20 protein-coding genes and 1 pseudogene are annotated in these 24084 nt (G+C 69.6%); 2 read left to right on the plus strand and 19 right to left on the minus strand.

Annotated features, from left to right (window positions below; translation table 11 throughout):
* Positions 1-86: 86 nt before the first annotated feature.
* From lspA to DT019_RS21030, 10 genes and pseudogenes are all read right to left on the minus strand, one after another.
* Positions 87-674: a signal peptidase II gene (gene lspA, locus DT019_RS20990; protein WP_114038417.1), complete on the minus strand. Its 588-nt coding sequence runs from the start codon at positions 672-674 to the stop codon at positions 87-89.
* A gap of 60 nt (positions 675-734) precedes the next feature.
* Positions 735-1622, minus strand: coding sequence for an ABC transporter permease (locus DT019_RS20995; protein WP_114038418.1), 888 nt, complete (start codon positions 1620-1622; stop codon positions 735-737).
* Positions 1619-2647: an ATP-binding cassette domain-containing protein gene (locus DT019_RS21000; protein ID WP_114038575.1), complete on the minus strand. Its 1029-nt coding sequence runs from the start codon at positions 2645-2647 to the stop codon at positions 1619-1621. Before DT019_RS21000 ends, DT019_RS20995 begins: the two co-directional genes overlap by 4 nt.
* A 128-nt stretch (positions 2648-2775) precedes the next feature.
* Positions 2776-2931, minus strand: coding sequence for a VenA family class IV lanthipeptide (locus DT019_RS39665; protein ID WP_189389786.1), 156 nt, complete (start codon positions 2929-2931; stop codon positions 2776-2778).
* Between the two features lie 58 nt (positions 2932-2989).
* Positions 2990-5713: a class IV lanthionine synthetase LanL gene (gene lanL / locus DT019_RS21005; RefSeq protein WP_114038419.1), complete on the minus strand. Its 2724-nt coding sequence runs from the start codon at positions 5711-5713 to the stop codon at positions 2990-2992.
* A 1087-nt stretch (positions 5714-6800) separates the two neighbouring features.
* Positions 6801-7154, minus strand: a pseudogene (locus DT019_RS21010) (LacI family DNA-binding transcriptional regulator); the annotation flags it as partial.
* A 604-nt stretch (positions 7155-7758) separates the two neighbouring features.
* Positions 7759-10152 (minus strand): beta-glucosidase family protein, encoded by a 2394-nt coding sequence (locus DT019_RS21015; RefSeq protein ID WP_114038420.1) that lies wholly within the window; start codon positions 10150-10152, stop codon positions 7759-7761.
* Complete coding sequence (locus DT019_RS21020) at positions 10149-10967, minus strand: carbohydrate ABC transporter permease (protein ID WP_114038421.1); 819 nt, start codon at positions 10965-10967, stop codon at positions 10149-10151. Before DT019_RS21020 ends, DT019_RS21015 begins: the two co-directional genes overlap by 4 nt.
* Positions 10967-11863, minus strand: coding sequence for a carbohydrate ABC transporter permease (locus tag DT019_RS21025; protein ID WP_114038422.1), 897 nt, complete (start codon positions 11861-11863; stop codon positions 10967-10969). The genes DT019_RS21020 and DT019_RS21025 overlap by 1 nt, the downstream gene beginning before the upstream one ends.
* The gene (locus DT019_RS21030; RefSeq protein ID WP_114038423.1) at positions 11860-13152 is read right to left on the minus strand and encodes an ABC transporter substrate-binding protein; all 1293 of its coding nucleotides are present in this window, start codon (positions 13150-13152) and stop codon (positions 11860-11862) included. Before DT019_RS21030 ends, DT019_RS21025 begins: the two co-directional genes overlap by 4 nt.
* Positions 13153-13331: 179 nt before the next feature.
* Between DT019_RS21030 and DT019_RS21035 the strand changes: the two genes are divergently transcribed.
* Together DT019_RS21035 and DT019_RS21040 are read left to right on the plus strand one after the other, a co-directional pair.
* Positions 13332-14369, plus strand: a complete 1038-nt coding sequence (locus DT019_RS21035; RefSeq protein ID WP_223279681.1) for a LacI family DNA-binding transcriptional regulator — start codon at positions 13332-13334, stop codon at positions 14367-14369.
* 116 nt (positions 14370-14485) lie between these two features.
* On the plus strand, positions 14486-15895 hold the full coding sequence (locus tag DT019_RS21040) for an endo-1,4-beta-xylanase (RefSeq protein ID WP_114038425.1): 1410 nt from the start codon (positions 14486-14488) through the stop codon (positions 15893-15895).
* 10 nt (positions 15896-15905) lie between these two features.
* On the opposite strand, the gene DT019_RS21045 is transcribed toward DT019_RS21040, so the two are convergent.
* The 9 genes from DT019_RS21045 to DT019_RS21085 form a co-directional block, all read right to left on the minus strand.
* On the minus strand, positions 15906-16238 hold the full coding sequence (locus tag DT019_RS21045; RefSeq protein ID WP_223279682.1) for an RICIN domain-containing protein: 333 nt from the start codon (positions 16236-16238) through the stop codon (positions 15906-15908).
* 252 nt (positions 16239-16490) lie between these two features.
* Entirely contained in the window at positions 16491-16979 is a 489-nt protein-coding gene (locus DT019_RS21050; RefSeq protein ID WP_223279683.1) for a DUF1931 family protein, read from the minus strand.
* Positions 16976-18652, minus strand: a complete 1677-nt coding sequence (locus tag DT019_RS21055; RefSeq protein ID WP_223279684.1) for an FAD-dependent oxidoreductase — start codon at positions 18650-18652, stop codon at positions 16976-16978. The genes DT019_RS21050 and DT019_RS21055 overlap by 4 nt, the downstream gene beginning before the upstream one ends.
* Before the next feature lie 103 nt (positions 18653-18755).
* Complete coding sequence (locus DT019_RS21060) at positions 18756-19019, minus strand: UBP-type zinc finger domain-containing protein (RefSeq protein WP_114038426.1); 264 nt, start codon at positions 19017-19019, stop codon at positions 18756-18758.
* On the minus strand, positions 19016-19549 hold the full coding sequence (trxA, locus tag DT019_RS21065) for a thioredoxin (protein WP_114038427.1): 534 nt from the start codon (positions 19547-19549) through the stop codon (positions 19016-19018). The genes DT019_RS21060 and trxA overlap by 4 nt, the downstream gene beginning before the upstream one ends.
* Complete coding sequence (clpB, locus tag DT019_RS21070; protein WP_114038428.1) at positions 19546-22173, minus strand: ATP-dependent chaperone ClpB; 2628 nt, start codon at positions 22171-22173, stop codon at positions 19546-19548. The genes trxA and clpB overlap by 4 nt, the downstream gene beginning before the upstream one ends.
* Positions 22164-22532 (minus strand): chaperone modulator CbpM, encoded by a 369-nt coding sequence (locus DT019_RS21075; RefSeq protein ID WP_114038429.1) that lies wholly within the window; start codon positions 22530-22532, stop codon positions 22164-22166. The genes clpB and DT019_RS21075 overlap by 10 nt, the downstream gene beginning before the upstream one ends.
* Before the next feature lie 4 nt (positions 22533-22536).
* Entirely contained in the window at positions 22537-23502 is a 966-nt protein-coding gene (locus DT019_RS21080) for a DnaJ C-terminal domain-containing protein (protein WP_114038430.1), read from the minus strand.
* 8 nt (positions 23503-23510) lie between these two features.
* Entirely contained in the window at positions 23511-24008 is a 498-nt protein-coding gene (locus DT019_RS21085) for a nucleotide exchange factor GrpE (RefSeq protein ID WP_114038578.1), read from the minus strand.
* Positions 24009-24084: the final 76 nt, after the last annotated feature.

Raw genomic sequence — 24084 nt, forward strand, 5'->3', positions numbered from 1 at the left:
GGCGATGAACTGCTCCCGGCTCGACCCGTCGCGGCGTTTGTTCTGGTTCGAGAGCCATACGGTCGAGCTCTCGGTTCTGGAGCGACTCACCGCGGGGAGACCATGCTCCGGCCCTGCCGATCCTGCGGGGCTGAGCCGTCCAGGGAAGTGCCCCGGATCGACATGAGGACCATCAGGGCACCGCCGCAGACAATGCCCGAATCGGCGAGGTTGAACACCGCGAAGTGCTCGACGGAGATGAAGTCGACGACGTGCCCGCGAAAGACCGCGGGCGACCGGAAGATCCGGTCCGTCAGATTGCCGAGCGCGCCCCCAAGCATCAGGCCCAGGGCGAGGGCCCAGGGAAGGTTCTGAAGCCTACGGGCGGCACGCGTGATGACCACGACAACCGCGACCGCAATCGCCGTGAACACCGCAGTGAAGGCCTGGCCGCTGCTGAAAGCCGCACCCGAGTTACGGAACACGTGCAGCGTCAGCACGTGGCCCGCTATGGCGACGGGCTCTTGGCCTTCCAATCGCGAGACAACCACAAGCTTGCTGCCGAGATCGAAGGCATAGGTGAGAACGGCCGCCGTCAGCAGAGTGGTCAGAGCCAGTGTGCGCTTGCCAACAGCACGAGTCGCGGTCTCGGGCTGGGAATGCGAGGCATTGTGGGTAGTAATGATCCGCTCCATGGATGCCGAGCCGCCCTGGACGACATCACATTACAAGGGACTGCGAGGGAAGGCCCTCTCTCATTCGGGGCGGCTGAAAACGTGGGCGGCCCAGAGGAGGGCCATGATCCCGAGCGTGAGCAGAAGGGCGCCTTCCAGAAGCAGAGGGGGCTGGTAGCTCGACCACTGGACTCCGGCTCCGGCTGCCTGGCCTGGTACGCGGAGTGCGATGCAGCGGCGCAGCAGGTCCACTCCGTACGCCAGTGGGTTGGCGGCGGCCACCGTGTGTGCCCAGCCCGGGAGGTTCGCGATGGGGAAGAAGCCGCCCGAGAAGAGGACCAGCGGCATCATCACCAGGCCGAGCAGCATGTTGAAGATCTCGGGCCGGCTCAGGCACACGGCCAGGGTCAGGGACAGCGCGGTGAGCGTGAAGGAGCACAGGATCATCGCGGCGAGGAGCAGCGCCAGGAGTAGCGGGTCGTAGGGCAGGCCGATGGCGCCGACCAGTGCGAGCAGGAGGGCGCCCTGTGCGGTGGAGACGAGCGTGCCGCCGGCGCAGGTGCCGAGGAGCAGGGCGGGGCGGCGGACCGGGGCCATCAGGAGTTCGCGCAGGTAGCCGCTCTGCCGGTCGGTGATCAGGCGGATCCCGACCATGATGGTGGGGGTTTGCACCGTCATCATGAGTACGCCGGGGAAGAGGTAGGCCTGGTAGCCGACGCCCAGGGTGGCGGTGGGGATCAGCGCGGCCAGGCCGCCGCCCAGGATGAAGAGATAAATGACGGGCTGGACCAGCATGAGCGCGGTGTGGACGGGCTGGGATGCCAGGCGCAGCAGGTCGCGGTGGACGAGCGCGTGAATCGCGCGCACTTCGTGCCGCAGGCTTGACGTTCCGTCATGGTCGGTGTCGGGGGCGCCTGGGCGTCCGGGGCCGGAGCGGGCGTCCGGGGCCTGGAGGGCGGGCGCGGTCATGAGTGCTCCTCGGTGACTGCGGCGCCGGGGTGCGGCGGCGCGGCGGGCGTCCAGGGGTGGGTGCCGGGGGTGTGGATGCTGCGGCCGGTGTGGTGGAAGAAGACGTCGTCGAGCGTTGGCGGGGTCGCGGACGCGGCGTGCACGGCGATGTCATGGGCCGCAAGTGCCGCGCACAGGCGTGGAATCCAGGTGCTTCCACCCGGGATCCGCAGGGACACGCCTTCGCCGCCCCCAGTGACGGCGACGCCTGGGGGCATGGCCCGTCCCACGACATGGCGCGCCGCAGCGTCGTCGCTGGTGCGCAGCGTCACCTGGTCGTCCCCGATCCCCGCCTTCAGCTCGGTGGCCGTGCCCTGGGCCACGAGCCGGCCATGGTCGATGATCCCGAGCCGGTCGCAGTTCTCGGCCTCCTCCAAGTAGTGCGTGGTGATGAAGAGGGTGCTTCCGTGCTGGTCCCGCACCACCCGCAGGTAGTCCCACACTTGGGCGCGGGCGTGCGGATCGAGGCCGGTGGTCGGCTCGTCGAGGAAAAGAATCTCGGGTGCGTGCAGCAGGCCGCGGGCGAGTTCGAGGCGGCGCCGCATGCCTCCGGACAGGGTCCGTACCAAGGCGCGCCGCCGGTCGGAGAGGCCCACCTTCTCCAGCGTTTCGCCGGTGCGCAGGCGGGCGTGGCGGCGGCTCAGGCCGTAGAGGCGGGCGTGGATGTACAGGTTCTGTTGCGCCGTCAGGTCCGGGTCGAGTGCGCTGTGCTGGAAGAGCAGTCCGACCTTGCCGCGTACGCGGTTCGGCTGGGCGACCACGTCGATGCCCGCGACCGTGGCCTGTCCGGCCGTGGGGCGGGCCAGCGCGCACAGCAGGGCGATGGTGGTGGACTTGCCCGCGCCGTTGGGGCCGAGGAAGGCATAGGTTTCGCCCCTGCGTACGTCCAGGTCCAGGCCGTGAACGGCGTACGTCGTGGTGCCACCCGGGCCCGGGTAGCTCTTGAGGAGTCCGCGTGTGCTGATCGCATGGACAGGTGGCTGCATGGTCGAGTCCTCGTCCAACCGGAGTTTCTTCCGCGGGCCTTGCCGGGTCTCGTCCCCGGGTCGGTCGGTCACGGGCCTGGCTCCGGCCGGTGACCGCGAAGGCGCCCACCGGCCGGAGGTCGTGGGGACTAGCTACAACTGACGCCGACGCAGACGGTGTTGAGGAGTGTCAGCAGACCGGTGCACGCACACGTCCCGCCGAACTGGGCCTCGTCGACGCCGACCGGGTCGGTCTCCGGAAGGGCGTGCAGGTGGGCCAGAACTTCAAGGTCTTGGTTCTCCACGACATTTCTCCTTCTCTGAGCGGTGAGATGGCGACAGCGGCCGTTGAGCCGCCATCGTTCAGCCCGGCTGCTGGACCATCCAGAGCCGGGGGCTTGGGTGGCGCGTCCGGAGCAGGAACGCCAGGATTCCGGCCGATCCGTCGCTCCAGCTCGTCGAGACGTTTCCGTGTTCGTTGGGGAAGACGATGTGGCCGCCACGGTGCGCGCGTTCGGCGACCGTGAGCGTGGCGAGGTCGTCGGCCATCGCGCGGTAGGCGGGATCCCTGGTGGCTTGAGCCATGTCGAGGAGGAAATCGCCATTGCCCGCGAGCCCGTGGCACTGAGTCAGAGCCGCACGGGACGCACGCTCCACCACTGCTCGCGCGGCCCCGCGGGCGAGCTCGTGGAACCTCTCGTCCCCGGTCGCCTGCCACAGGCGTACCAGGAACGAGGCGATGCCGGCCGAACCATGGCACCAGTAGGGCGCCGTCGGTACGTCCGTCGCCTGCGCCGGCCACTGGGCCGCGCGGCCGACCGTCACCGCGTGGGTGACCAGCTGCTCACCCGCCGCCAGAGCCAGCTCCATGTGTTCCGGGCGGCCTGAGATCGCGGCGGCAGCAAGGAGGAAGCAGCCTATGCCGGACGTCCCATGAGCAAAGCCCAGGTAGCGTTTGCCGGCCTCCTCCGAAACGGCTTCGGCGGGCACGGGCCAGCTCACACCGGACGGCTCGGGCCGCGCCGCGCTGACCAGCCGGTCGGCCTCCGCCACGACCCGCTCGGCCAGACGCGCATCACCGGTCCGGTGCCACAGGTAGGCCGCGGCCAGCCCACTGCCCGCGCAGCCGTGCGTGATGTCGTAGCTGGGCGTCGGCTCCTGCGTGGCCAGAGCCAGGGCCAGCGCGTGATCCATGAGCGCGCGGTCGTCGATCGCCCGTCCTGCGTCATACAGCGCCCATGCCGTTCCACGGCCGCCGAAGTGCAGACCCGGACGTATGGAACGGGTGTCGGCGCGAGCGGCGATCCAGTGGCCCGCGGTGTGCAGCAGTTGGGGCAGCCGCGGGTCCGCTGTCGCCTCGAAGTACCGGGTCAGGGCCGCGAGGGGGCCGGCCGCGCCCTGCTGCACCGTGCATGGACCGGTCTCCCCGGCCAGGGTGGACACGGGCCACAGGCGCCGGTCGTCGGCCGGGGTCATCGAGTCGACGAGGTGGTTCACGATGCCCGTGATCGTCGTCTGCGTCGAGTTGTGCGCCGAGGCGTCTGCCAGTGCTTCTGCGACTGCGCGGCCGTGCGAAGCCGGGTTCGCCTCACGGGCGGCCTGCGTGCTCGTGGCGCGGCGAGCAGGTTGTGTGGTCGCCGCGTGGAGAGCCGCGCGCGCGGTGGCCGGGTCCCATCGCGCGTCGGGGTCGTCCCTGGTCAGGCCGAGGATCATCTCGGTGACGGGGTCGGGCAGGTGCAGCACTTCGGCACAGGCCGTCAGCCATGCGGCGAACCGCTGCTCTGTCGTCCTGGTGGCCGGCTCCTCGGTGAGAAGGTTCGCGACCTTTCCGGCCAGGACGAAGCACACGGTGGCACCGAGGCTGTAGTAGTCGGCCGTCGGTGAGACGGGTGCGCCCACCAGGCGCTCGGGGGCGCTGAAGCAGGGCGTCCCGACGCGGGTCGGCAGCATGGCGTCGTCCCTGTGGACCGCGAGCTCCAGGTCGATGAGACGCAGTTCGCCATCGGGACGGACCATCACGTTGCCGGGTGTGAAGTCGCGCAGTACGCAGCCGCGGGCGTGAGCCGCCTTCACCAGGTCGATGAGGCGCCCCGCCTGGACGAGCGCGTCCGCACGGTAGCGTTCGCCGCCGACGTCGCGAAAGCGCTCGGCGACCCAGGTGTGCAAGGGCACGCCCGGAACTTCCTCCTGGGCGAGGAAGAGGTGGCTGCCCGTCTCGAACAGGGCAAGAGGCTCGGGCGCAAGTCCGGTGCCCTTCAGCTTTTCCAGGGTCCGGGCTTCGGCGCGCAGCCAGTCACGGACGTCGGACCCCTTCGTGTCACCCTCGACGTGCGGACGGGCCTCCTTGAGCACCACATGCCTGCCCGTGGTGACGTCCGTGCCACGGTAGACGCCCCCCTTGTTCGTGTGCCGGATCGCTTCCCGCACCGAGAACCGGCCCGCGAGCAACACCGGACCGCTCGCGGCCTTCTCCTGCGGTGGCGGCAGCGGAACCGTGGCCGGGAAGGGACTGACCGCCCAGGCGGGCGGCGCGTACCGGCCGGTTCGCCTGTCCTCCACCGGGTTGCCGTCGGGGTCCTCGATGAACCACACGAGCAGACCATGTTCCGACAGTCTGCGCCGTCCCACGAAGGCGCCATAGCGGTAATGCACCAGACTGTCCGGGGCGTACGGCTGATCCGAAAGAACGCGGGGACCGGCCAGGCCGACGGTGACCTTGTGCAGGGCCAGGGCTATGCGGGCCGCGTCCTCGTCGGAGGGCGGGTATACGGTGATGAACTTCCCGGAACTCCCTCGGGGCGTGGCGCGGGAGTTGAGTGCGTTCACCTGCTCCAGCGAGCGGGCGAACTTGAATATCAACTCCTCCCGCAGGAGCACGTCGAGAGACCGCGCGAGAACCTCGGGCGCGGAGGCGGCCGTCGCGGAAACATGCAGCTTCCAGCCCTGCTGGCGTGGAACAGCGGAACGGCTAGTGAGGCGGCACCACGTCTCGTCCACGTCGGTCACCCAACGCGCAGCCGCAGCCGCACCCTCCAGTTTCCTGCGCAGCAGGGCTTGGAGATCGACCTCAATTGCATGAATCGCCATGCGTCTCCCTCTCACCCGTGAAAACCGCTGGCGGAATATGCCCCGGCCAAAAAATTAATGTAGAGCTTGATCTCGCCGCGTAGTGTCGGCCCCGTTGGCGCACAGCGGCACTCAGACGCCGACGGTGCAGTCCGGCGCGGAAGGCGGCGCACGGGGAGCGCCGACCACGAATGCATCGCTTGTTCGAAACTCCAGTTGCAACCCGGCTTGACTTCCGCACCAAGAACCCCCTGAAAATTTCCCAACCTTACGAGAAAGTCCAGCGAGTCAGGGATGACGCGAAGCAGTACTCCGGCCTGCGCGAGGCCCCTTTCCGACGGGGCTCACAAGGGGGGTCCGGCGGCCGCCACTTCAGGACGCAAATGCGCTGACCAACCGATAGCAACTCACCTTGTGAGGCACCCCGATGCGACGATAAGGGGTCTCGGTACAACGTTCCTCATGGACCGACACCTCATTTCGATCAATCAGTGAATTGATCAAAGACCTTGACCACGGGACGCAGTGGCGCGGACCGACGCCGCACAGCTTTCCGCCGGACCGGCCGACAGCAAAGACCGCATTCCCGCCACGCACCTCATTCGACCGCCCGGGATACGCCCCGATCACGGCAGAGTCAGGAAAGGGAGTCTAAAATGTGCCACCACCAAAGAAATTGAACTATCAACGCATGTGGGCGACCTTAACTCAGCGCGGCTTCCCAGCACTTCGGGCGCCTTCTCATACCCCGATCAAGAATTCAATGGCAGCTCACACAGAACCGGCCCCTGCCCGGTTCAAGCAACCCCGCGTGCTGAGCACGCACCCCAGCCACCCCCTCACACCCCTCGCCCACCGGGAGATCAGCGCGCGGGGCGCCCCCTGTGCAGCCCGGGCGCAAGCCAATACGCCCCAGGCGGGGTGTGTGACGCCCCGCGCCCCGAGTACGAGATCGTGGCCTGTGCCCGTGGCCAGGAACTGTCGCTCGGCCGTCCGAGTCACTCCGGGGCGGGACCCGAGCTGGCCGCACGGTCAACTCCGGCACGATCAGCTCGACGACATCCTCAACCCGCCCGGCCAGTTTGGTGATGACGTGTTCCACCGCCTTGGCGTCGGCCATACCGCTGCCCGCGACTCGGCGCACCGCGGCAAGGCCTTCCTCGCCGGTGAGCAGAAGCACGTCCTGGCCGTGGGCCCGGGCGGTGGTGGTGACGGCAAGAGCGATCTCCATCATCACCGGGACGTACATGTCGGTCCGCAGCGGCATCATCAGGGCAATGATGTTGGACTTGCTGCTGGCCAGGGCTCGCGCACCGGCGTTGGGATGGTGGCCGAGCGGCTTGATGCTGAGCTCGACCCGCTCCCGGGTACTGCGCGAGATGGACCGCTTGCCGCTCAGGACGTAACTCACCGTGCTGGCCGAGACTCCCGCGTGTTTGCCGACCTCGGCGAGGGTAACCAAATTCCCGCTCCCCTGTGTCCGACCATCTCCCCAGCGAACCGCTTGAACAGTCACGGCCATCCGTAAGATTGCAACTGAGAGCTGACCCTAGTTGCCGGGGAATGCGGTGTGGGGAGTTGCGAGGAAGCCCGCCCGGACTCGGCCTAGTTCATGGTGAGGCCGGCAGGTGACCAGTTTTCCGATCTGGTGGCGTGGACGCTTGGCCGTAGGGTGGGCTTTGGCACCCCTGGGCGGCAGGTGGCACTTGCCCACAGGACCGTGCGCTGCCCGGCCCGCCCCGGGCGCCGCCGCCGATCAGCAGCAGCGGTTCCTCACACGCCAAGTCCGTGCCGCCCGGGCGCAACGCGCTGTCCAGGGCGGCGAGCAGGGCGTGGGCGGCGCCGTCGTAGGCGCCCTGGAGCAGTTGCCGGGGGGCGGTGTCGTGGCGCAGTCCGTGGACCAGTGTCGTCCCGCTGGAGTCGGCCGGATACGAGGGCCCCGGCACTTCGACTTCAAGTCGCCGCGCACCGAGGACTTCGAGGACGTGCGGGCCTGCTCGGCCGCCCGCATGCGCAAGGTGGAGCTATTGCCGAGCGACAGCCCCACCCCGCCCGGGCCGCCGCGTTCAACTCATGGGCACACACCGGGTTTCGGCCGTGGGCAGAGCCCGCGCGGTGATGGTCGGGTGGAGGCGGCGGGTGTGGTCGAGCGGGCGGACCGGGCCGGTCAAGCGCAGCGGTACGGCGAAGTGGGCATCGGTGCTGGAGGCGGCGATGCGTAGCTCCAGGGCACCCGGTTCGACGATCCGGCTGCCGCCGCGCCCGGTGAAGGAGGCCAGGTCGGCGGGGACTGCCAGTTCTATCCGGCACCCGGCGCCCGCGGCCAGGTCGATCCGCCGGTAGCCGATCAGCCGCTGCACGGGCTGCACCACGCTCGCCACCGGGTCGTGCAGGTAGAGCTGTACCACCTCGCTGCCCGCCCGGCCGGAGACGTTGCGCAGTTCGAAGGCGAGCCGGAACTCGCCGTCGGTATCGGTCTCGTCGACACCGACCGCCAGCCCCGACCAGATGAAATCGCTGTAGCCGAGCCCGTGTCCGAAACCGTAGGCGGGTGTCGGGTCGATGCTGGAGACACCGCTCGCCCGGGCCAGCCGCGCGGCGAGGTACGTCGACGGCTGCACACCGGGGTGCGCGGGGACGCTGACCGGTAGCCGCCCGGACGGGTTGACCCGGCCGCTCAGAACGCCGGCCACCGCCTGTGTGCCCGCCTCGCCGGGGAAGAAGCACTGGACGATCGCCGCGGCCTCGCTCACCGCGCGTCCCAGCGCGTACGGCCGCCCGGCCAGCAGGGTGACCACGATCGGAGTGCCGCAGTCCAGCAGGGCGTCGAGTAATTGCGACTGAACACCGGGCAGTTGAAGCGATTCGGCATCGCATCCCTCACCACTGGTGCCCCGGCCGAACAGGCCCGCCCGGTCGCCGAGGGCCAGCACCACCACGTCGGCCTGCCGAGCGGCGCGGACCGCCTCCGGGATGTCGCCGGTGTCCTGGCCGTCGATGGCCACGCCGCGCACCGTCCGCACCTCGCTTCCGGTGAACTCGGCCAACAACGCCTCGCGCAGGGTGGGGAGTTCGATGCCGAGCGGCGCCTTCGGGTGCTGTCCGCCCACGTGCACCGGGAAGGCATAGCAGCCGAGCACGGCGGTGGGTTCGTCGGCGTTGGGGCCGATCAGAGCGATCCGGGGGGGACGGCGCAGCGGCAGCAGGCCGTCGTTGCGCAGCAGTACCACGGCCTGTTCCGCGAGTTCGGCGGCGAGGGCCCGGTTGGCGGCCGGGTCGAGGTCGACGGTGCCGCGCAGCGCCTCCGGTTCGCTCGGGTCGATGTCGGTGAGGACGTCGGGCATGGGGTCCCAGTCCGGGTCCAGCAGGCCGAGTTGGGCCTTCTGGACGAGCACCCGGTGCAGCGCCCGGTCGATCAGCCGCTCCGGGACGAGCCCGGTGGCGACGGCGTCGAGCAGGGGCTGCCCGTAGGTCTTGACGGTCGGCAGTTCGGTGTCGACGCCGCTGGTGAGGGCCAGGGCGGCGGCTTGCGACCAGTCCTCGGCGACACCGTGCAGGGTTGCTAGGAAGGCGATGCCGAAGTAGTCGGCGACCACCGTCCCGGTGAAGCCCCAGGTGTCCCGGAGCAGTCCGGTGAGCAGGGCTTCGTCGGCGGCGCTGGGGATGCCGTCCGTGTCGGTGTAGGCGTGCATGACGGAGCGGGGGCGGCCTTCGCGAACGGCCATCTCGAACGGCGGCAGAATGACGTCGGCGCGTTCGCGTGGGCCCATGGAGACGGGAGCGAGGTTGCGTCCGGCGCGGGATGCCGAGTACCCGGCGAAGTGCTTGAGGGTGGCTACGATCCCGGCCGACTCCAGACCCTGGACGTAGGCCGTGGCGATGGTGCCGACCAGGTACGGGTCCTCGCCGATGGTTTCCTCGACCCGTCCCCAGCGGGCGTCGCGCACCACGTCGAGGACCGGCGCGAGGCCCTGGTGCGCGCCCACGGCCCTCATGTCGCGGCCGATCGCGGCGGCCATCCGCCGCACCAGTGGTGGGTTGAAGGCGGCACCCCAGGAGAGGGGCACGGGGTAGGCGGTGGCGCCCCAGGCGGCGAAGCCGGCCAGGCACTCCTCATGGGCCAGGGCGGGGATGCCGAAGCGGTTGGCGTCGGCGATCCGGCGCTGGGTGCGCATCAGGGAGAGAGCGCCGAGCGCCGGGTCGACCGGTGCGGTGCCGAAGGGGCGGGTCAACTGGCCCATCCCGTACGGCAGCAGCGTATCGAGGTCGGGCGGAGCCTCCATCTCGTTTTGGTGCGGGGCGACTTCGCCGCCCTCGTCGCTGGCACCGACCCAGACGCCGATCAGCTGGGCGGTCTTCTCCCGCAGGGTCATGGCCGCGATCAGCGCATCGGCCCGGGCCTCCGGGGTGAGCGTGGTGTCCCGCCAGGCGGGAACGCCGGACGGCAGGGTGGCGCTCATTTTCCTCCCACACCCATCAGGCCCTGGACCAGGGCGCGGCGGGCGAACAGGTAGACGACGAGGATGGGAAGCATGGACAGCACCACGGCACTGAGGAGTCCGGGTACGTCGACGCCGTGTTCTGTCTGGAACTCGTACAGCCCGAGCGTGATGACCTTGGTGGAGTCGGACTGGGTGAGGACGAGCGGGAACAGGAAGCCGTTCCACGCCTGGAGGGCGGCGAAGACCACGATGGAGGACAGGCCCCCCTTGGACAGGGGCAGCACCAGTTGACGGAAGACCCGGCCCGGAGAGGCTCCGTCCATCGCCATCGCCTCGTACAGCTCGGGGCTGATGTCGCGCATCGCGCCGGTGAGGATCAGGGTGCAGACCGGGAGACAGAAGGCGGCGGTCGGCAGGATGACGCCGATCAGACGGTCGTAGAGTCCCGCCTTGCTGATCAGGTAGAACATCGGCACGATCACGGCCTGGGCGGGGATCGCCAGGCCGAGCAGGAACAGCCGGAACACCCAGCCGGTGGCGCGGCCCCGGGCCCGGACGATGGCGTATGCGAGCGGCGGGACGACCAGCAGAACGAGGGCGACCACGCTGGCGGTGACGGTCAGGGTGTTGAGGAAGTCCCGTCCGAAGCCGTTGGACAGGTCGGTGAGGTAGTTCCGCAGGGTCCAGTGCGCGGGCAGGCCGAGCGGGCCCTCGGTGGAGTAGTCGGCGCGCGTGCGCAAGGTGGCGAGCAGCAGCACGTACAGCGGCAGACCGACGAGCAGCAGCCAGATCAACGATCCAAAGCCGGCGAGGTAGTTGGGTCGGCCGCGCATCACAGGCCCTCCGCGGTGCCGCGCATCCGGTCGTAGCCGGAGAACTTGACCACGGCCAGGGAGATCAGGGTAGCGACGATCACCAGAACCAGCGCGATGGCAGACGCGGCACCGAAGTCGTAGCTCTTGAAGCCCTTTTGGTACATGTAGAAGGCACTGACGGTGGTGTCGGTGCCGGGGCCGCCCTGGGTGAGGATGAGCACGGTGTCGAAGGTGGTGAGTCCGCCGACCACCATCAGCACCATCGAGGTGATGATGGTGTTGCGCAGTTGCGGCAGGGTGATGTGGAAGAACTGCCGGACGGTGCCGGCCCCGTCGACCGCGGCGGCCTGGTAGAGGACCTGGGGGACGGCACGGGCACCGCCCTGGTAGATCAGTGCGTGCAGCGGGGTGAACTGCCACACCCCCACGAAGGTGAGCACCGCGAGCGCGCCACCGCGGCTGCCGAGCAGGTTGCCGTCGCCGAACAGCCAGGTGAGTTGGGAAGGCACGCCGAAGTTCGGGTCCAGGACGGCCCGCCACACCACGGACACGGCGGTCGCCGACAGGAGCAGTGGTACGAAGTAGACCGCCGACAGGACGGCCCGGTTGCGCTGATGACCGGCGGCCCAGACACCGAGCAGGATGCTGACCGGCGTCTGGGTGAGCACGCCGAGGGCGGTGAGCAGCAGGGTCGTCCCGACCGACTGGGCCATCACCGGGTCGTGGATCAGCGCCGCCCAGTTGTCCAGGCCGTTGAAGTGGGGTTCGGTGATGCCGTCCCAGCTTGTGAAGGAGAGCACGGCGACCATGACCAGCGGCGCGATCGCGAACAGCAGGAAGAACACCGCGGCGGGCGCCGCCCAGGCGAAGCCCGGGCGGGTCACGCCCGTACCGGACCTCGGGGCACGCGTCATGAGGCGGGCAAGGACTGCATGGCCTTGATGAAGCCGTCGGCGTCGAGCTTGCCGTCGAAGAACTGCTGGACGGCAGTGTGCAGCTGCGTGGACGCGCTCTGCGGGTACGCCTGGTCCCAGGAGAGCTGGAACGAGGGGGCCGCCTTGACCAGCTCGTACTGGTACTTGGAGTACTCGGGGCTGGCCGAAGAGCTGAGGAAGTTCGGGGTGTTGACGGTGGTCGGCAGGTTGCCTATGGCGAGCTGGGCCTTGACGAACTCCTCGGTGTACATGAGTTTCAGGAACGCGGCGGCGGCTTCCGGGTGCTTGGTCTTCTTCAGCACCGAGTAGAAGTTGTTGGGGTTGCCGACGACGTCGGCCGGGTCGCCCTTGCCGCCGCTGACCGTGGGGAAGCCGCTGTAGCCGAGGTCGGACTTGGCGAAGTCCGGGTTGGCGTCCTGCTGGGTGGAGTAGTACCAGGAGCCCATCAGCTCGAAGGCGGCTCTGCCCCTGGCCACCAGCGCCGGGGAACCGCCGTCGGTGAACTTGACGGAGTCGAAGTTGCCACCGAACGCCCCGGAGTCGACCAGTTCCTTGAGGGTGGCGAGTGCCTTGCGGCTGTCCCCGCTCGCCCAGGCCGCCTTGTCGCCGTTCACCGCCCGCTGGAACAGGCCGGGCCCGCCGATCCGGTCGTAGAGGTACTCGAACCACATCAGGGTGGGCCACTGGTCGGCGCCGCCGAGAGCGATCGGGGTTTTGCCCTTGGCCTTCAGCGTCTTGGTGGCGGCGACCAGTTCCTGCCAGGTCCGGGGCGGGGTCAGACCGGCTTCGGCCAGCACCTTCTTGTTGTGGAACAGCAGCACCGGCTGGGTGCCGCGCATCGGGACGCCGTACGGCTCTCCGTCCAGGACAGCCGAGTTGAACACCGTCGGCAGGAAGTTGCTCTTGAGGCCCGGGTCCTTGGCTATGAAGGCGTCGAGCGGGAGCAGCAGGCCGCCCTTGACGAACGGCTTGATGGAGCCGCCGCCCCAGTTGAAGAAGACGTCCGGCGCCTGCGGGGTGTTGATGACGGTCTGCAGCTTCTGCTGGTAGTCCGCGCCGGGGACGGTGTCGAGCACCACCTTGACCTTGGAGGTCTTGTTGAAGGTCTCGGCGATCTGCTTCTCGACCTTGTTGGTGGCATCGCCGTAGACCATGACGTGGATCGTCCCGGAGCCCGCGCCGGAGGAGGCGCCACCCGCTCCGCACGCGGCGGTCGTGCCGAGGACGAGTGCGGTGGCCGCGGTGATCGCGGCGAATCTCGATCCCATACCCTGCCCATCATCGAATGTTTCGAAGTACGTGCCGAATGTTGCAGGAAAGCTAGGACCGCCCCCGGCGCCAGTCAAGGGGTCCGACGGGATCCGCCCCAGCCGAGCGACCGGCTACCATCCGTGCCGTCTGCCACCCGCAACCACATTGGCCCAGCAGGGCAGTTCAGGAGGAGTCCGTGACCAGAGCCGCGACGCTCGCCGAGATCGCGCGAGAGGCGGGTGTCTCCGCCCCGACTGTTTCGAAAGTCCTCAACGGCCGAGCCGACGTCGCCCAGGGCACCCGGGACCGGGTCGAGGAGCTGCTGCGCCGACACGGCTACCGACGTCGGCGCAGCGTCCAGAGCAGCCCGCTGCTGGAACTGGTCTTCCACGAATTGGAAAGCGTCTGGGCGATGGAGGTGATCCGCGGCGTCGAGAACGTGGCGCGCGAGGAGGGGCTGAGCATCGTCCTCTCGGAGTCCTCCGGGCGCCTCACGCCAGGCCAGTCCTGGGTGGACGGAGTGCTCGCCCGTCGCCCCGCGGGCGTACTCCTCGTCCTGTCCGGCCTGGACCGCTCCCAGCAGGAACAACTGGCCGGCCGCGACATCCCGTTCGTGGTGATGGACCCGGCGGGAGACCCCGGACAGGGGGTGCCGGCCGTCGGCACCACCAACTGGGACGGCGGCCTGGCGGCCACCCGGCACCTGCTCGGTCTCGGCCACCGCCGGATCGCCCTGCTCGGCGGGCCGGGCCGGATGATGTGCAGCCGGGCCCGGGCCGACGGCTACCGGGCGGCCCTGGACATGGCAGGCATCGCGTACGACCCGGAACTGGTCCGCGACGGCGACTTCCACCACGAGGCCGGCCGCCGAATCGGACTGGACCTGCTGAGCCTGCCCGACCGGCCGACCGCCGTCTTCGCGGGGAACGACCTGCAGGCCCTCGGGCTCTACGAGGCCGCCCGGGAGCTGGGGTTGCGCATCCCCGAGGACCTCAGCGTGGTGGGCTTCGACGACCTGCCGCTGGCCCGCTGGGTCGGTCCTCCGCTCACCACCGTCCGCCAGCCGCTGACCGAGATGGCCGAGGTCGCCACCCGCATGGTGATCGACCTCGCCCGAGGCACCCGGCCCGGCACCCTGCGGGTGGACCTGGCCACCAGCCTCGTCGAGCGGAGCAGCACCGCCCCGCCACCGACCTCGTCCGGAACGGTTGACGGTGCATCACGGCGGCCCTAAGGTCACCGACTGAATCGGCGGAGGGGCCGAAACTTTCGCCCACTCTCTCCGTACGGTCCGCGTTCCATGTCCCACCGCACGTCCGTCTCTTCCCTCCCAGAGAAAGGACCACGCCGGTGTCAGTCCGGACGCTCCGCACCCCCCGCCCCAGAGAGGCCCGGCGCGCCTTCGGCGCCGCCGCAGTCACCACCGCCGCAGCCCTGGCCGCCGCCACCCTGCTCCCCACCGGGCAGGCCGGCGCGGCGGACAGCACCCTACGCTCGCTCGCCGCGTCGAAGGGCATCTACTTCGGTACCGCCATGACGCAGGGCGACCTCAACAACTCCGCGCTCACCGCCGTCGCCGGCACCCAGTTCGGCATGCTCACTCCCGGCAACGAGATGAAGTGGGACACCACCGAACCCTCGCAGGGCAGCTTCAACTTCGCCCCCGCCGACAGGATCGTCTCCTTCGCCCTGGCCCACTCGATGAAGCTGCGCGGCCACACTCTGGTCTGGCACAGCCAACTCCCGTCCTGGGTCAGCAGTCTGCCCGCCCCGCAGGTGAAGGCCGCGATGGAGAACCACATCACCCACGAGGTGGCTCACTACAAGGGCAGGCCCTACGCCTGGGACGTGGTGAACGAGCCCTTCAACGAGGATGGGAGCTTCCGCACCGACGCCTTCTACAACGCCATGGGCAGCGGCTTCGTCGCCGACGCCCTGCGCACCGCACACGCCGCCGACCCGAACGCCAAGCTGTACCTGAACGACTACAACATCGAGGGCCAGAACCCGAAGAGCGACGCCATGTACAACCTGGTGAAGTCGCTGAAGAGCCAGGGCGTCCCGCTGGACGGCGTCGGTTTCCAAGCCCACTTCGTCCTCGGCCAGGTCCCCTCGACCTTCAAGGCCAACCTCCAGCGGTTCACCGCGCTCGGCGTCAACGTCGCGATCACCGAACTCGACGACCGCATCCAACTCCCGGCAACCACGGCCGGTCTCGCCCAGCAGGCGAGCGACTACTCCACCGTGATCAAAACCTGTCTGGCCGTTACAGGTTGCGTGGGCATCACCCAGTGGGGCGTCGGCGACGCGGACTCCTGGATCCCCGGCACGTTCCCCGGCTACGGAGCTGCCACCCTGTACGACGCCAACTACCGGCCGAAGCCCGCCTACACCGCATCTGCCACCGCCCTCGGCGCCGGCCCCTCCCCCACCCCAGGTGCCTCGTGCAAGGTGACCGGCGCGGTCAACGCCTGGAACAACGGCCTGACCGAGGACATCACCATCACCAACACCGGCTCGACCACGATCAACGGTTGGTCCCTGGCCTTCACCCTGCCCGCCGGCCAAACCGTGACGAGTGGCTGGAACGCCTCCCTCACCCGTGCCACCGGCGAGGTCACCGCCACCAACCTCGGCTACAACGGCACGTTGTCCCCCGGCGCCTCCAGCTCCTTCGGTTTCCAGGCCACCCACACCGGCAACACCTCCCTCCCCACCCTGTTCAGCCTCAACGGCTCCCCCTGCACCACCACCGCCTGACGCGCGGGTGTCAGCCCATGCCCTGCAACCGCCAGATCTGGTTCTTCTTGGTGCTGAGGGCGCTTGCCGGGTCGCAGGTCCACTGGTGGATCAGCGACCCGGCCGTGGTCGAGACGTTGCTGACGTCGACGCACTTGCCGCTGTGGACGGCGACGAGTTGGTGGTCCTCGCCGTTGCCCAGTGCCACGACGGGGTTGAGGGTCAACTGCTGGTTGGTGTTGCCGTTGCAGGTGTACTGGATGACGGCAGCACCGTTGGCCGTGGAAGCCCCGGACACGTCGAGGCACTTGCCGCTGAGCTCGTTGACGACCGTGTAGGTGTTGGTCCTGCCGCTCAGGAACACGTGCGCTCCGCCGAGCCGCCCCTGAGGACCACGGCCAGGCGGCCACGCCGTACGACGTCGCATCCCCGCTGACGCGCCGGCGCCGCCTCCCCTACGCGGGGCGCCGCTGGAACTGCGCGTTGCCGCCCGTGCCGCAGGACCACTGGATGAGGCGGACAGCGTCCGCGGCGGAGGCGTCCGCGACGCCCGGTCGTCTCCGCTACACGCGAGGGCCCGGCAGGCCGGTGGAGACGTCGGCCTGGACCGTCCCGCTCAGATCAGAAGGTCGAAGAGTTCGAAGGCCTCGTCCCACTGGTCCGTGGAGGGGTGGCGGGTGTCGCGGGCGATGATTTTGAGGGCACGGGCGAGGGCGACGCTCAGGCCGCCGGCCAGGACGGGCAGCCGCTGCCGGGTGTCCTCGGCGGCTTCCATGCCGAGCGCGGGGCGGGCGGCAAGCTGGTCGAGCAGCGGGCGCAGTTCTATGCCCTCATCCAACTTCTTGAAGGCGTGGATACTCTCCTGCAGGCCTTTGGTGACGGGGAGATCCTGCGGCTCGATGATGTCGCGGTCGTTGGCCTTGGCATTGGCCGTGCCGATGACAAAGAGGTCGTAGAGCTTGGCGTCCACGAACTCGTTGTAGCGCTTGAGATCGTTCTTGTTGACGTCGAGGCCGGCGGCTGCGCGGAAGAAGCGTTCGAACTTGGGAACTCCCATGACTGGCATCTCATTCACCTTCTCGGTGTGGCGGGCGGCTGAGGTCATCGGACGGCGGTTGGTCTCACCTCCCCGAGGTGCTCGTGTGCCAGGCGGACCGCCATGGCGCCTTCGCCCACCGCGGAGGCCACTCGCTTGACCGAGCCGCTACGGACGTCGCCGATGGCGAAGACTCCTGGCAGGTCGGTCTCCAGGGCGAGTGGGGCGCGGCCCAGGGGCTTCCAGAGGTCGGCTGCCACCTGGGCCACGTCCTGCCCTGTCGGAATGAAGCCGTTCCGGTCCAGGGTGACGGCGCCGGCGAGCCAGGAGGTGGCTGGGCGCGCGCCGATGAAGACGAATAGTGCACGGGCTGCCAGCAACGCCTGCTCGCGGGTGCGGTTGTCCTCGATGACGAGGGACTCGACCCGGTCCTCGCCGGTGACCTCCCGGACCTCGGTATGCAGGTGGACGTGGATCCGGGGGTGCCGCTCGATCCGGTCAATCAGATAGCGGGACATGTTGTGCCCCAGGTCTCCGCCGCGGACCAGCAGATGCACGGCGGGCGACTGTTGCGCCATGAACAGGGCTGCTTGGCCGGCAGAGTTGCCGCCGCCGACGACGGCTACCGTGTCCAGGCGGCAAGTCCGTGCCTCCCAGAGGGTGGCGGCGTAGTGAATTCCCAGTCCCTCGAACCGCTCGACGCCGAGGGCGGTCAGCCGTCGGTAGCGGGCGCCAGTGGCCACTACCACGTTGTTGGCGCAGACCGTGCTGCCGTCGGCGAGCCGCACCAGGTTGGTCCCCTCGCTCTGTGCGAGGCCGGCGGCCTCGGCGGGGACGGTGATCCGGGCGCCGAACCGCGTGGCTTGCACGACGGCGCGTTCGGCGAGCTCCATGCCGGAGATCCCCGCGGGGAAACCGAGGTAGTTCTCGATCCGGGAGGACGTACCGGCCTGACCGCCGGTCGCCACCGCATCCAGGACGACGGTGGACAGCCCCTCGGAAGCGCCGTACACGGCTGCGGCCAGCCCCCCGGGGCCCGCACCGACCACCATCAGGTCGCAGACGGCTCTGGTGACGGTCTCGGTCCGCAGCCCGATCACCTGGGCGAGCTCGATGTTGGAGGGATTGCGCAGGACCCGGTAGTCGTGCCAGACGACGATCGGAGTGTCCTGCGGAGCGATGCCAAGGCGTCTCAGCAGCGCCTCAGCCTCGGTGTCCTTCTCCAGATCGGCCCAGCGGTGCGGGAGGCGGTTGCGGGCGGCGAAGGCCAGCAGCCGCCGGGTGTCGGGGGAAAAGGCGGAGCCGATGATTCGGAAGCCCGTGCCCGCGCCGGCCAGCATCGTGCGGCGCAGCAGGTAGGCCCGCAGGATCACGTCGCCGAGCGCGGGTTCTCGGCTGAGCAGGTCGCGCAGGGCGGCCGAACCCACTGCGAGAACCTCGCCGGGTGTTCTCACCACCGCGCTGAAGAAGGCGGCCTGGCCTTCCAGTACGCCGAGTTCACCGAGGAAGCTGTGCGCATCGTGCACGTGGACGACTTGCTCTCGGTCGCCGTGGCCTTCCACCACGGCCACCGTGCCGCTGAGGACGACGAAGAACTCTTCGCTGGGGTCGCCCGCCCGGAACAGCTGTTCCCCCTCGCGGACCGGCCGCACCTGTCCGCAAGATCTCAGGATCGCGATCTGGTCGTCGGACAGCAGCGGATAAGCCCCGTAGACGTCGGCTGTTGGCGTGGGCGTCGGCACAACTCACTCCTTTCGGTGGAACCAAGGCAGAGGAGGAGGACGGCGGCGGAAGCGGATGCGGAGGCGACAGCGCTGGAACAAGCGCCGGGCGACTTTGTCGGGTTCAGACCATCGCCTCGTGCACGAAACACCATCGCCAGCCCTCGCCGGGTTCGAACGACCGGACGATCGGGTGCCCGTCGGTCGCCGCGTGAGCGCGGGCGTGCCGCATCGGCGAGGAGTCACAGCAGCCGACGTGGCCGCAGGTGAGGCACAGGCGCAGGTGCACCCACGGCGTCCCCGTGCGCAGGCAGTCCTCACAGCCCTGCGGTGTTCTGGGCGCCACGGGCCGGACCATGGACAGGTGCGGGTCGGGAAGGCTGGTCATCGGGGCCTCCGGGAGATGGGGTCGGCTGGTCCGCCAGGCGCCGAGAGTGACTCGTCGACCCACTGGCGCAGCGCGTTGGCCGGCGCGGCTCCGGTCTTGCGGGCGACGGGCCTGCCATGGTCGAGGATCAGCAGGGTGGGTACGGCTTGGACCTCGAACCGCCGCGCCAGGGACGGGGACTTGTCGATGTCGATCTTCACCAGTTTGATCCGGCCGGCCAGATCTTCGGCAACCCGTTCGAGGGCCGGGCTCACCATGCGGCAGGGACCGCACCAGGTGGCCCAGAGGTCGACCAGCACGGGCAGGCTCGCCTGCTCGGCGATCTCCCCGAAGTCGGCGTCGCCCGCTTCGGCGATCCACGGCAGCGGGGCCCGGCAGTGTCCGCAGCGCGGGCTGCCCTCCGCCGCGGCGGGTATCCGGTTGGTCCGGCCGCAGTTGGCGCAGGCGACCGTCCGCAGCGAGGCCCCGGCGCCGTCGGTAGTGCCGTCAGGGCCCGTGCGGGCGGCGCGGCCTTGTGGAGAAGTGCTCATGACCGCTCCCGCGGCTCGTCCTGGAGGGTGACGGTCAGTTCGGCCCCCGCGGCATCGACCAGGATGGTCACGCCTTCGCGTGCCTCGCCGCCGAGCAACGCCCGGCCGATCCTGGTCTCGACCTCGTGCGCGATGAAGCGGCGCAGCGGCCGGGCGCCGTAGACCGGGTCGTAACCCTCGGCCGCGATCAGCCGTCGGGCGTCCTCGGTGAGCACCAGGTCGATCCGCTGCTCGGCGAGGCGGTGGCGCAGGTCCTCCAGCAGCAGGTCCACGATGCGCTCGATCTGCGCGATGCCGAGCGGGTGGAAGAGCACGACGTCGTCCACCCGGTTGAGGAACTCGGGCCGGAAGTGGCCGTTGAGTTCGCCCATCACCAGGTCCCGCACCTCAGGCTTGATCTCGCCGGCCTGGGTGGCGTCCTGGAGCAGGTACTGGGAGCCCAGGTTCGAGGTCATGATGATGACGGTGTTGCGGAAGTCGACGGTACGGCCCTGCGCGTCGGTGATCCTGCCGTCGTCCAGCACCTGGAGCAGCGTGTTGAAGACGTCGGCGTGCGCCTTCTCGATCTCGTCGAACAGGACGACCGAGTACGGCTTGCGACGCACCGCCTCGGTGAGCTGACCGCCCTCCTCGTAGCCCACGTATCCGGGGGGCGCGCCCACCAGGCGACTGACGGTGTGCCGTTCCTGGTACTCGCTCATGTCGAGGCGGATCATGTTGCTCTCGCTGTCGAACAACGCGGCGGCCAGCGTCTTGGCCAGCTCGGTCTTCCCGACGCCGGTCGGACCGAGGAAGATGAACGAGCCGATCGGCCGGCGCGGGTCCCGCACCCCGGAGCGGGCCCGGATCACCGCGTCGGCGACGAGCTGGACGGCCTCGTCCTGGCCCACGACCCGCTCGCGCAGGATCTCGTCCAGCTTGAGGAGCTTCTGCCGCTCGCCCTCCTGGAGCCGGGTGACGGGGATGCCGGTCCACGCGGAGACGATCTCGGCGATCTCCTCGGCGGTCACCACCTCGCGCAGCAGCCGGCTCTCGCCCTGCTTGTGGGCGAGCCGCTCCTCCTCGGCGGCCAGCCGGCGCTCCAGTTCGCTGACGGTTCCGTAGCGCAACTGGGCGGCCCGGTTGAGATCGTAGGCGCGTTCGGCCTGCTCGGCCTCCTGCCGGGCGCGTTCCAGTTCCTGGCGCAGTTCCTGGACCTTGCGGATGGCCTGGCGTTCGGCCTCCCACTGGGCGTGCTTGGCATCCACCTCGGCCCGCAGGTCGGCAAGTTCACGCCGGAGGTCCTCCAGGCGGGCGCGGCTGGCCGGGTCGGTCTCCTGGTCCAGCGCGGCCTCCTCGATCTCCAGCCGGGTGGCACGGCGGGTGAGTTCGTCGAGTTCGGCGGGCATGGAGTCGATCTCGGTCCGCAGCCGCGCGCAGGCCTCGTCGACCAGGTCGATGGCCTTGTCCGGGAGGAAGCGGTCGCTGATGTAGCGGTGGCTGAGCGTGGCGGCGGCGACCAGCGCGCCGTCCTGGATCTTGACGCCGTGGAAGATCTCCAGTCGCTCCCGAATGCCGCGCAGGATCGAGATCGCGTCCTCGACGCTCGGCTCGTCCACCTGGACGGTCTGGAAGCGGCGTTCCAGGGCCGCGTCGGACTCGATGTGCTTACGGTACTCGTCCAGCGTGGTGGCGCCGATCATGTGCAGCTCGCCGCGCGCCAGCATCGGCTTGAGCATGTTGCCCGCATCCATCGCGCCCTCGGCGGCGCCGGCCCCGACGACGGTGTGCAACTCGTCCACGAACAGCAGGATCCGGCCCTCGGCTCCCTTGACCTCGGACAGCACGGCCTTGAGGCGCTCCTCGAACTCGCCACGGTATTTCGCCCCGGCCACCAGCGAGCCCATGTCGAGCGAGAACACGGTCTTGTCCCGCAGCCCTTCCGGCACGTCGCCGCGCACGATCCGCTGGGCCAGGCCCTCCACGATGGCGGTCTTGCCGACGCCCGGCTCACCGATCAGCACCGGGTTGTTCTTGCTCTTGCGGCTGAGGATCTGGATCACCCGCCGGATCTCCGCGTCACGCCCGATCACCGGGTCGAGGCGACCACTGCGGGCCTCGACAACGAGGTCGCGCCCGTACTTGTCGAGAGCCTCATACGCTTCCTCAGGAGTGGCGGAGGTGACCCGTTGGTTCCCGCGCACGGTGGTGAGGGCGGCGAGGAAGGAGTCCTTGCTGACGCCCTGTTCACCGAGCCGCCGGCCGGCTGCGGTGATCGAACCCTCGTCCACCAGGGCCAGCACCAGGTGCTCGGTGGAGACGTACTCGTCCTTGAGTCGCTTGGCCTCCTGCTCCGCAGTGTCGAGCAGTCGAGCCAACCGCTGAGTCACCATCACTTGGCCGGGGGCGGCTCCCGGACCGGTCGTCCGCGGGCGTTTGGCGAGATCGGCCTCGACGGCGGCCCGTAGGGCTGCCGGGTCCGCGCCGGCACCGGCCAGCAGACGGGTGGTCAGGCCGTCCTGCTGATCGAGCAGGGCCAGCAGCAGGTGCTCCCCGTCGACCTCGGACTGGCCCATCCTTACCGCGACGCTCTGCGCTTCCTGCAGCGCTTCCTGGGACTTCTGGGTGAGGCGGTTCATGTCCATGGTGAGGGCTCCTTGGCGGTTCGTTCGCTGCGCCGCAGTGCGATGTCCAGGCGTTCGATGCGGTCCAGCAGGTCCAGGACGACACCGATGGCCGCGTAGTTGAGGCCCAGTCCGATCCGCAGCCGCTGCACCCGCGCGATGGCCGACGGCGCGCTCGGCCGGAACCACAGCCGGCCCCGGGCATCACGCTCGGCGTCCACCAGCCCGAGGGCGACGAAGCGGCTGACGAGTTCGGGCGACAGTCCACTCCTGCCGGCCACTGAGGCCAGGGAAAGCTGATAAGGGCTGGGGCTGGTTCGGTAGACCCGCACCAGGGGATAGGCCCTGCCTGCGGCGGGAGAACGCTGTTCTGCCCTCATGTCTCTACTTCCTCGGGTCGAAGGAGGAGACGGCGGCCAGTTCCTCGAACAGCTCGCGCTCACGCGGGCTGGGCGAGGGCGGCACCATCACCTGGATGTCGGCGTAGAGGTGACCGGGGGAACCCTTGGGGTCGGGCATCCCCTCGCCACGCAGCCGCAGCCGACGGCCGGTGGAGGTACCGGGCGGCACATGCACCTTGGCCGTCCCACCCGGACCGGAGACCGGCACCGTCGCCCCCAGCGCTGCCTCCCAGGCGGTAACCGGCAGATCGACGTGGATATCGCGCCCGACGAGCCGATAACGGGGATGGGGGGCGATGCGGACCACCAGATAGAGATCTCCGGCGGAACCCGGGCCGCGGCCCCGGCCTCCCTCCCCCGCCAGCCGAATGCGCTGCCCATCGACGACGCCGGCCGGGATGGTGACGTCGTAGCTGCGCTCACCGCCGGGGCCGCCGAGGGTGACCTTCCGCCGGCCGCCGCGGTACGCCTCCTCCACACTGAGCGTGAGTTCGGCCTCCTGGTCCGCGCCGGGGATCGGGCTGCCCCGCCCGGCCCCCCTGGCCCGGCCGCCGAACATACCTCCGAAGAGATCTTCGAAGTCGACGCCGGAGGCGTCGAAGCCGGTCTCCGTCCAGGTCCGGGCGCCCGCCCGGCCCTGGGTGCCTCCGAAGGGACTGCCCCGGTGCGCGCCGGCTCCGCCGCCAAAGCCCTGACCGGCCCCGACGCGGTCGTCGTAATCCTCCGGAATCTGCCGGAAGTCGGGGCCGAACCGGTCGTAGCGGGACCGGGTGTCGGGGTCGGACAGCACGCTGTACGCCTCGTTGATCTGCTTGAAGCGCTCCTCTGCGGCCGGGTCACGGTTGACGTCCGGGTGGTAGCGGCGGGCCAGGGTACGAAACGCCTGCTGGATCTCGGCCGCGTCGGCGGTGCGAGGGACGCCCAGCACCTGGTAGTAGTCGTCTGCCATGGCGGGCCTCACTCCTGCTTGCGGCTGACCGCCACCGCGGCCGGCCGCAGCTGGTGGCCCGGTTCGCCGTACCCAGGCCGTACCACCTGGACGACGGTGCCGGCTGTGGTATCTGGTACATCCACCACGGACACCACCTCATGCTGCTCGGGGTGGAAGGGGACTCCGGTCTCGTCGTGGCGGGGGTAGCCGAGGCTGCGCAGCACCTCGACGGCCTGGTCACGTACCGCCCTGACTCCGCTGACGATCGAGCCAGGGTCGTCGGCTCCCGCATGGGCGAGGGCCAGTTCGAGGTTGTCCACGACCGGGAGGAACGCCGCGGCCACCTTGGCCCGCTCGGCCTCCCGCTCCCGGGGAAGCTCACGGGCGTAGCGCTTGCGAAGGTTGTCGAGGTCGGCGAGAGCTCGCCGCCACCGATCCTCCAGTTCCTCGATTTCGGAGGGGCGGGGCGCCTGCTCCGTCTCCTCGGCTTCGGGGGCCCGCGGGATCGTGTGCGCTGTGGGCATCCCCTCGGGCGGCGTCTGCTCGGGCTCGGGAGGGGAGCGGTCCTCTGCGGGACGCGTCTGTTCCTGATCGGACATG

The organism is Streptomyces sp. SDr-06, from assembly GCF_003324565.1.
Classification (GTDB): domain Bacteria; phylum Actinomycetota; class Actinomycetes; order Streptomycetales; family Streptomycetaceae; genus Streptomyces.

Excerpts from the sequence above, each read along its gene's own strand:
- lspA (WP_114038417.1), bottom strand. The coding sequence starts at position 674 with ATGGAGCGGATCATTACTACCCACAATGCCTCGCATTCCCAGCCCGAG.
- DT019_RS21060 (WP_114038426.1), bottom strand. The coding sequence starts at position 19,019 with ATGACCAGCCTTCCCGACCCGCACCTGTCCATGGTCCGGCCCGTGGCG.
- DT019_RS21015 (WP_114038420.1), bottom strand. The coding sequence starts at position 10,152 with ATGAGCGCCACCCTGCCGTCCGGCGTTCCCGCCTGGCGGGACACCACG.
- lanL (WP_114038419.1), bottom strand. The coding sequence starts at position 5,713 with ATGGCGATTCATGCAATTGAGGTCGATCTCCAAGCCCTGCTGCGCAGG.
- DT019_RS21000 (WP_114038575.1), bottom strand. The coding sequence starts at position 2,647 with ATGCAGCCACCTGTCCATGCGATCAGCACACGCGGACTCCTCAAGAGC.
- trxA (WP_114038427.1), bottom strand. The coding sequence starts at position 19,549 with ATGAGCACTTCTCCACAAGGCCGCGCCGCCCGCACGGGCCCTGACGGC.
- DT019_RS21075 (WP_114038429.1), bottom strand. The coding sequence starts at position 22,532 with ATGAGGGCAGAACAGCGTTCTCCCGCCGCAGGCAGGGCCTATCCCCTG.
- DT019_RS21030 (WP_114038423.1), bottom strand. The coding sequence starts at position 13,152 with ATGGGATCGAGATTCGCCGCGATCACCGCGGCCACCGCACTCGTCCTC.
- clpB (WP_114038428.1), bottom strand. The coding sequence starts at position 22,173 with ATGGACATGAACCGCCTCACCCAGAAGTCCCAGGAAGCGCTGCAGGAA.
- DT019_RS21080 (WP_114038430.1), bottom strand. The coding sequence starts at position 23,502 with ATGGCAGACGACTACTACCAGGTGCTGGGCGTCCCTCGCACCGCCGAC.
- DT019_RS20995 (WP_114038418.1), bottom strand. The coding sequence starts at position 1,622 with ATGACCGCGCCCGCCCTCCAGGCCCCGGACGCCCGCTCCGGCCCCGGA.
- DT019_RS21025 (WP_114038422.1), bottom strand. The coding sequence starts at position 11,863 with ATGACGCGTGCCCCGAGGTCCGGTACGGGCGTGACCCGCCCGGGCTTC.
- DT019_RS21085 (WP_114038578.1), bottom strand. The coding sequence starts at position 24,008 with ATGCCCACAGCGCACACGATCCCGCGGGCCCCCGAAGCCGAGGAGACG.
- DT019_RS21050 (WP_223279683.1), bottom strand. The coding sequence starts at position 16,979 with ATGACCTCAGCCGCCCGCCACACCGAGAAGGTGAATGAGATGCCAGTC.
- DT019_RS21020 (WP_114038421.1), bottom strand. The coding sequence starts at position 10,967 with ATGCGCGGCCGACCCAACTACCTCGCCGGCTTTGGATCGTTGATCTGG.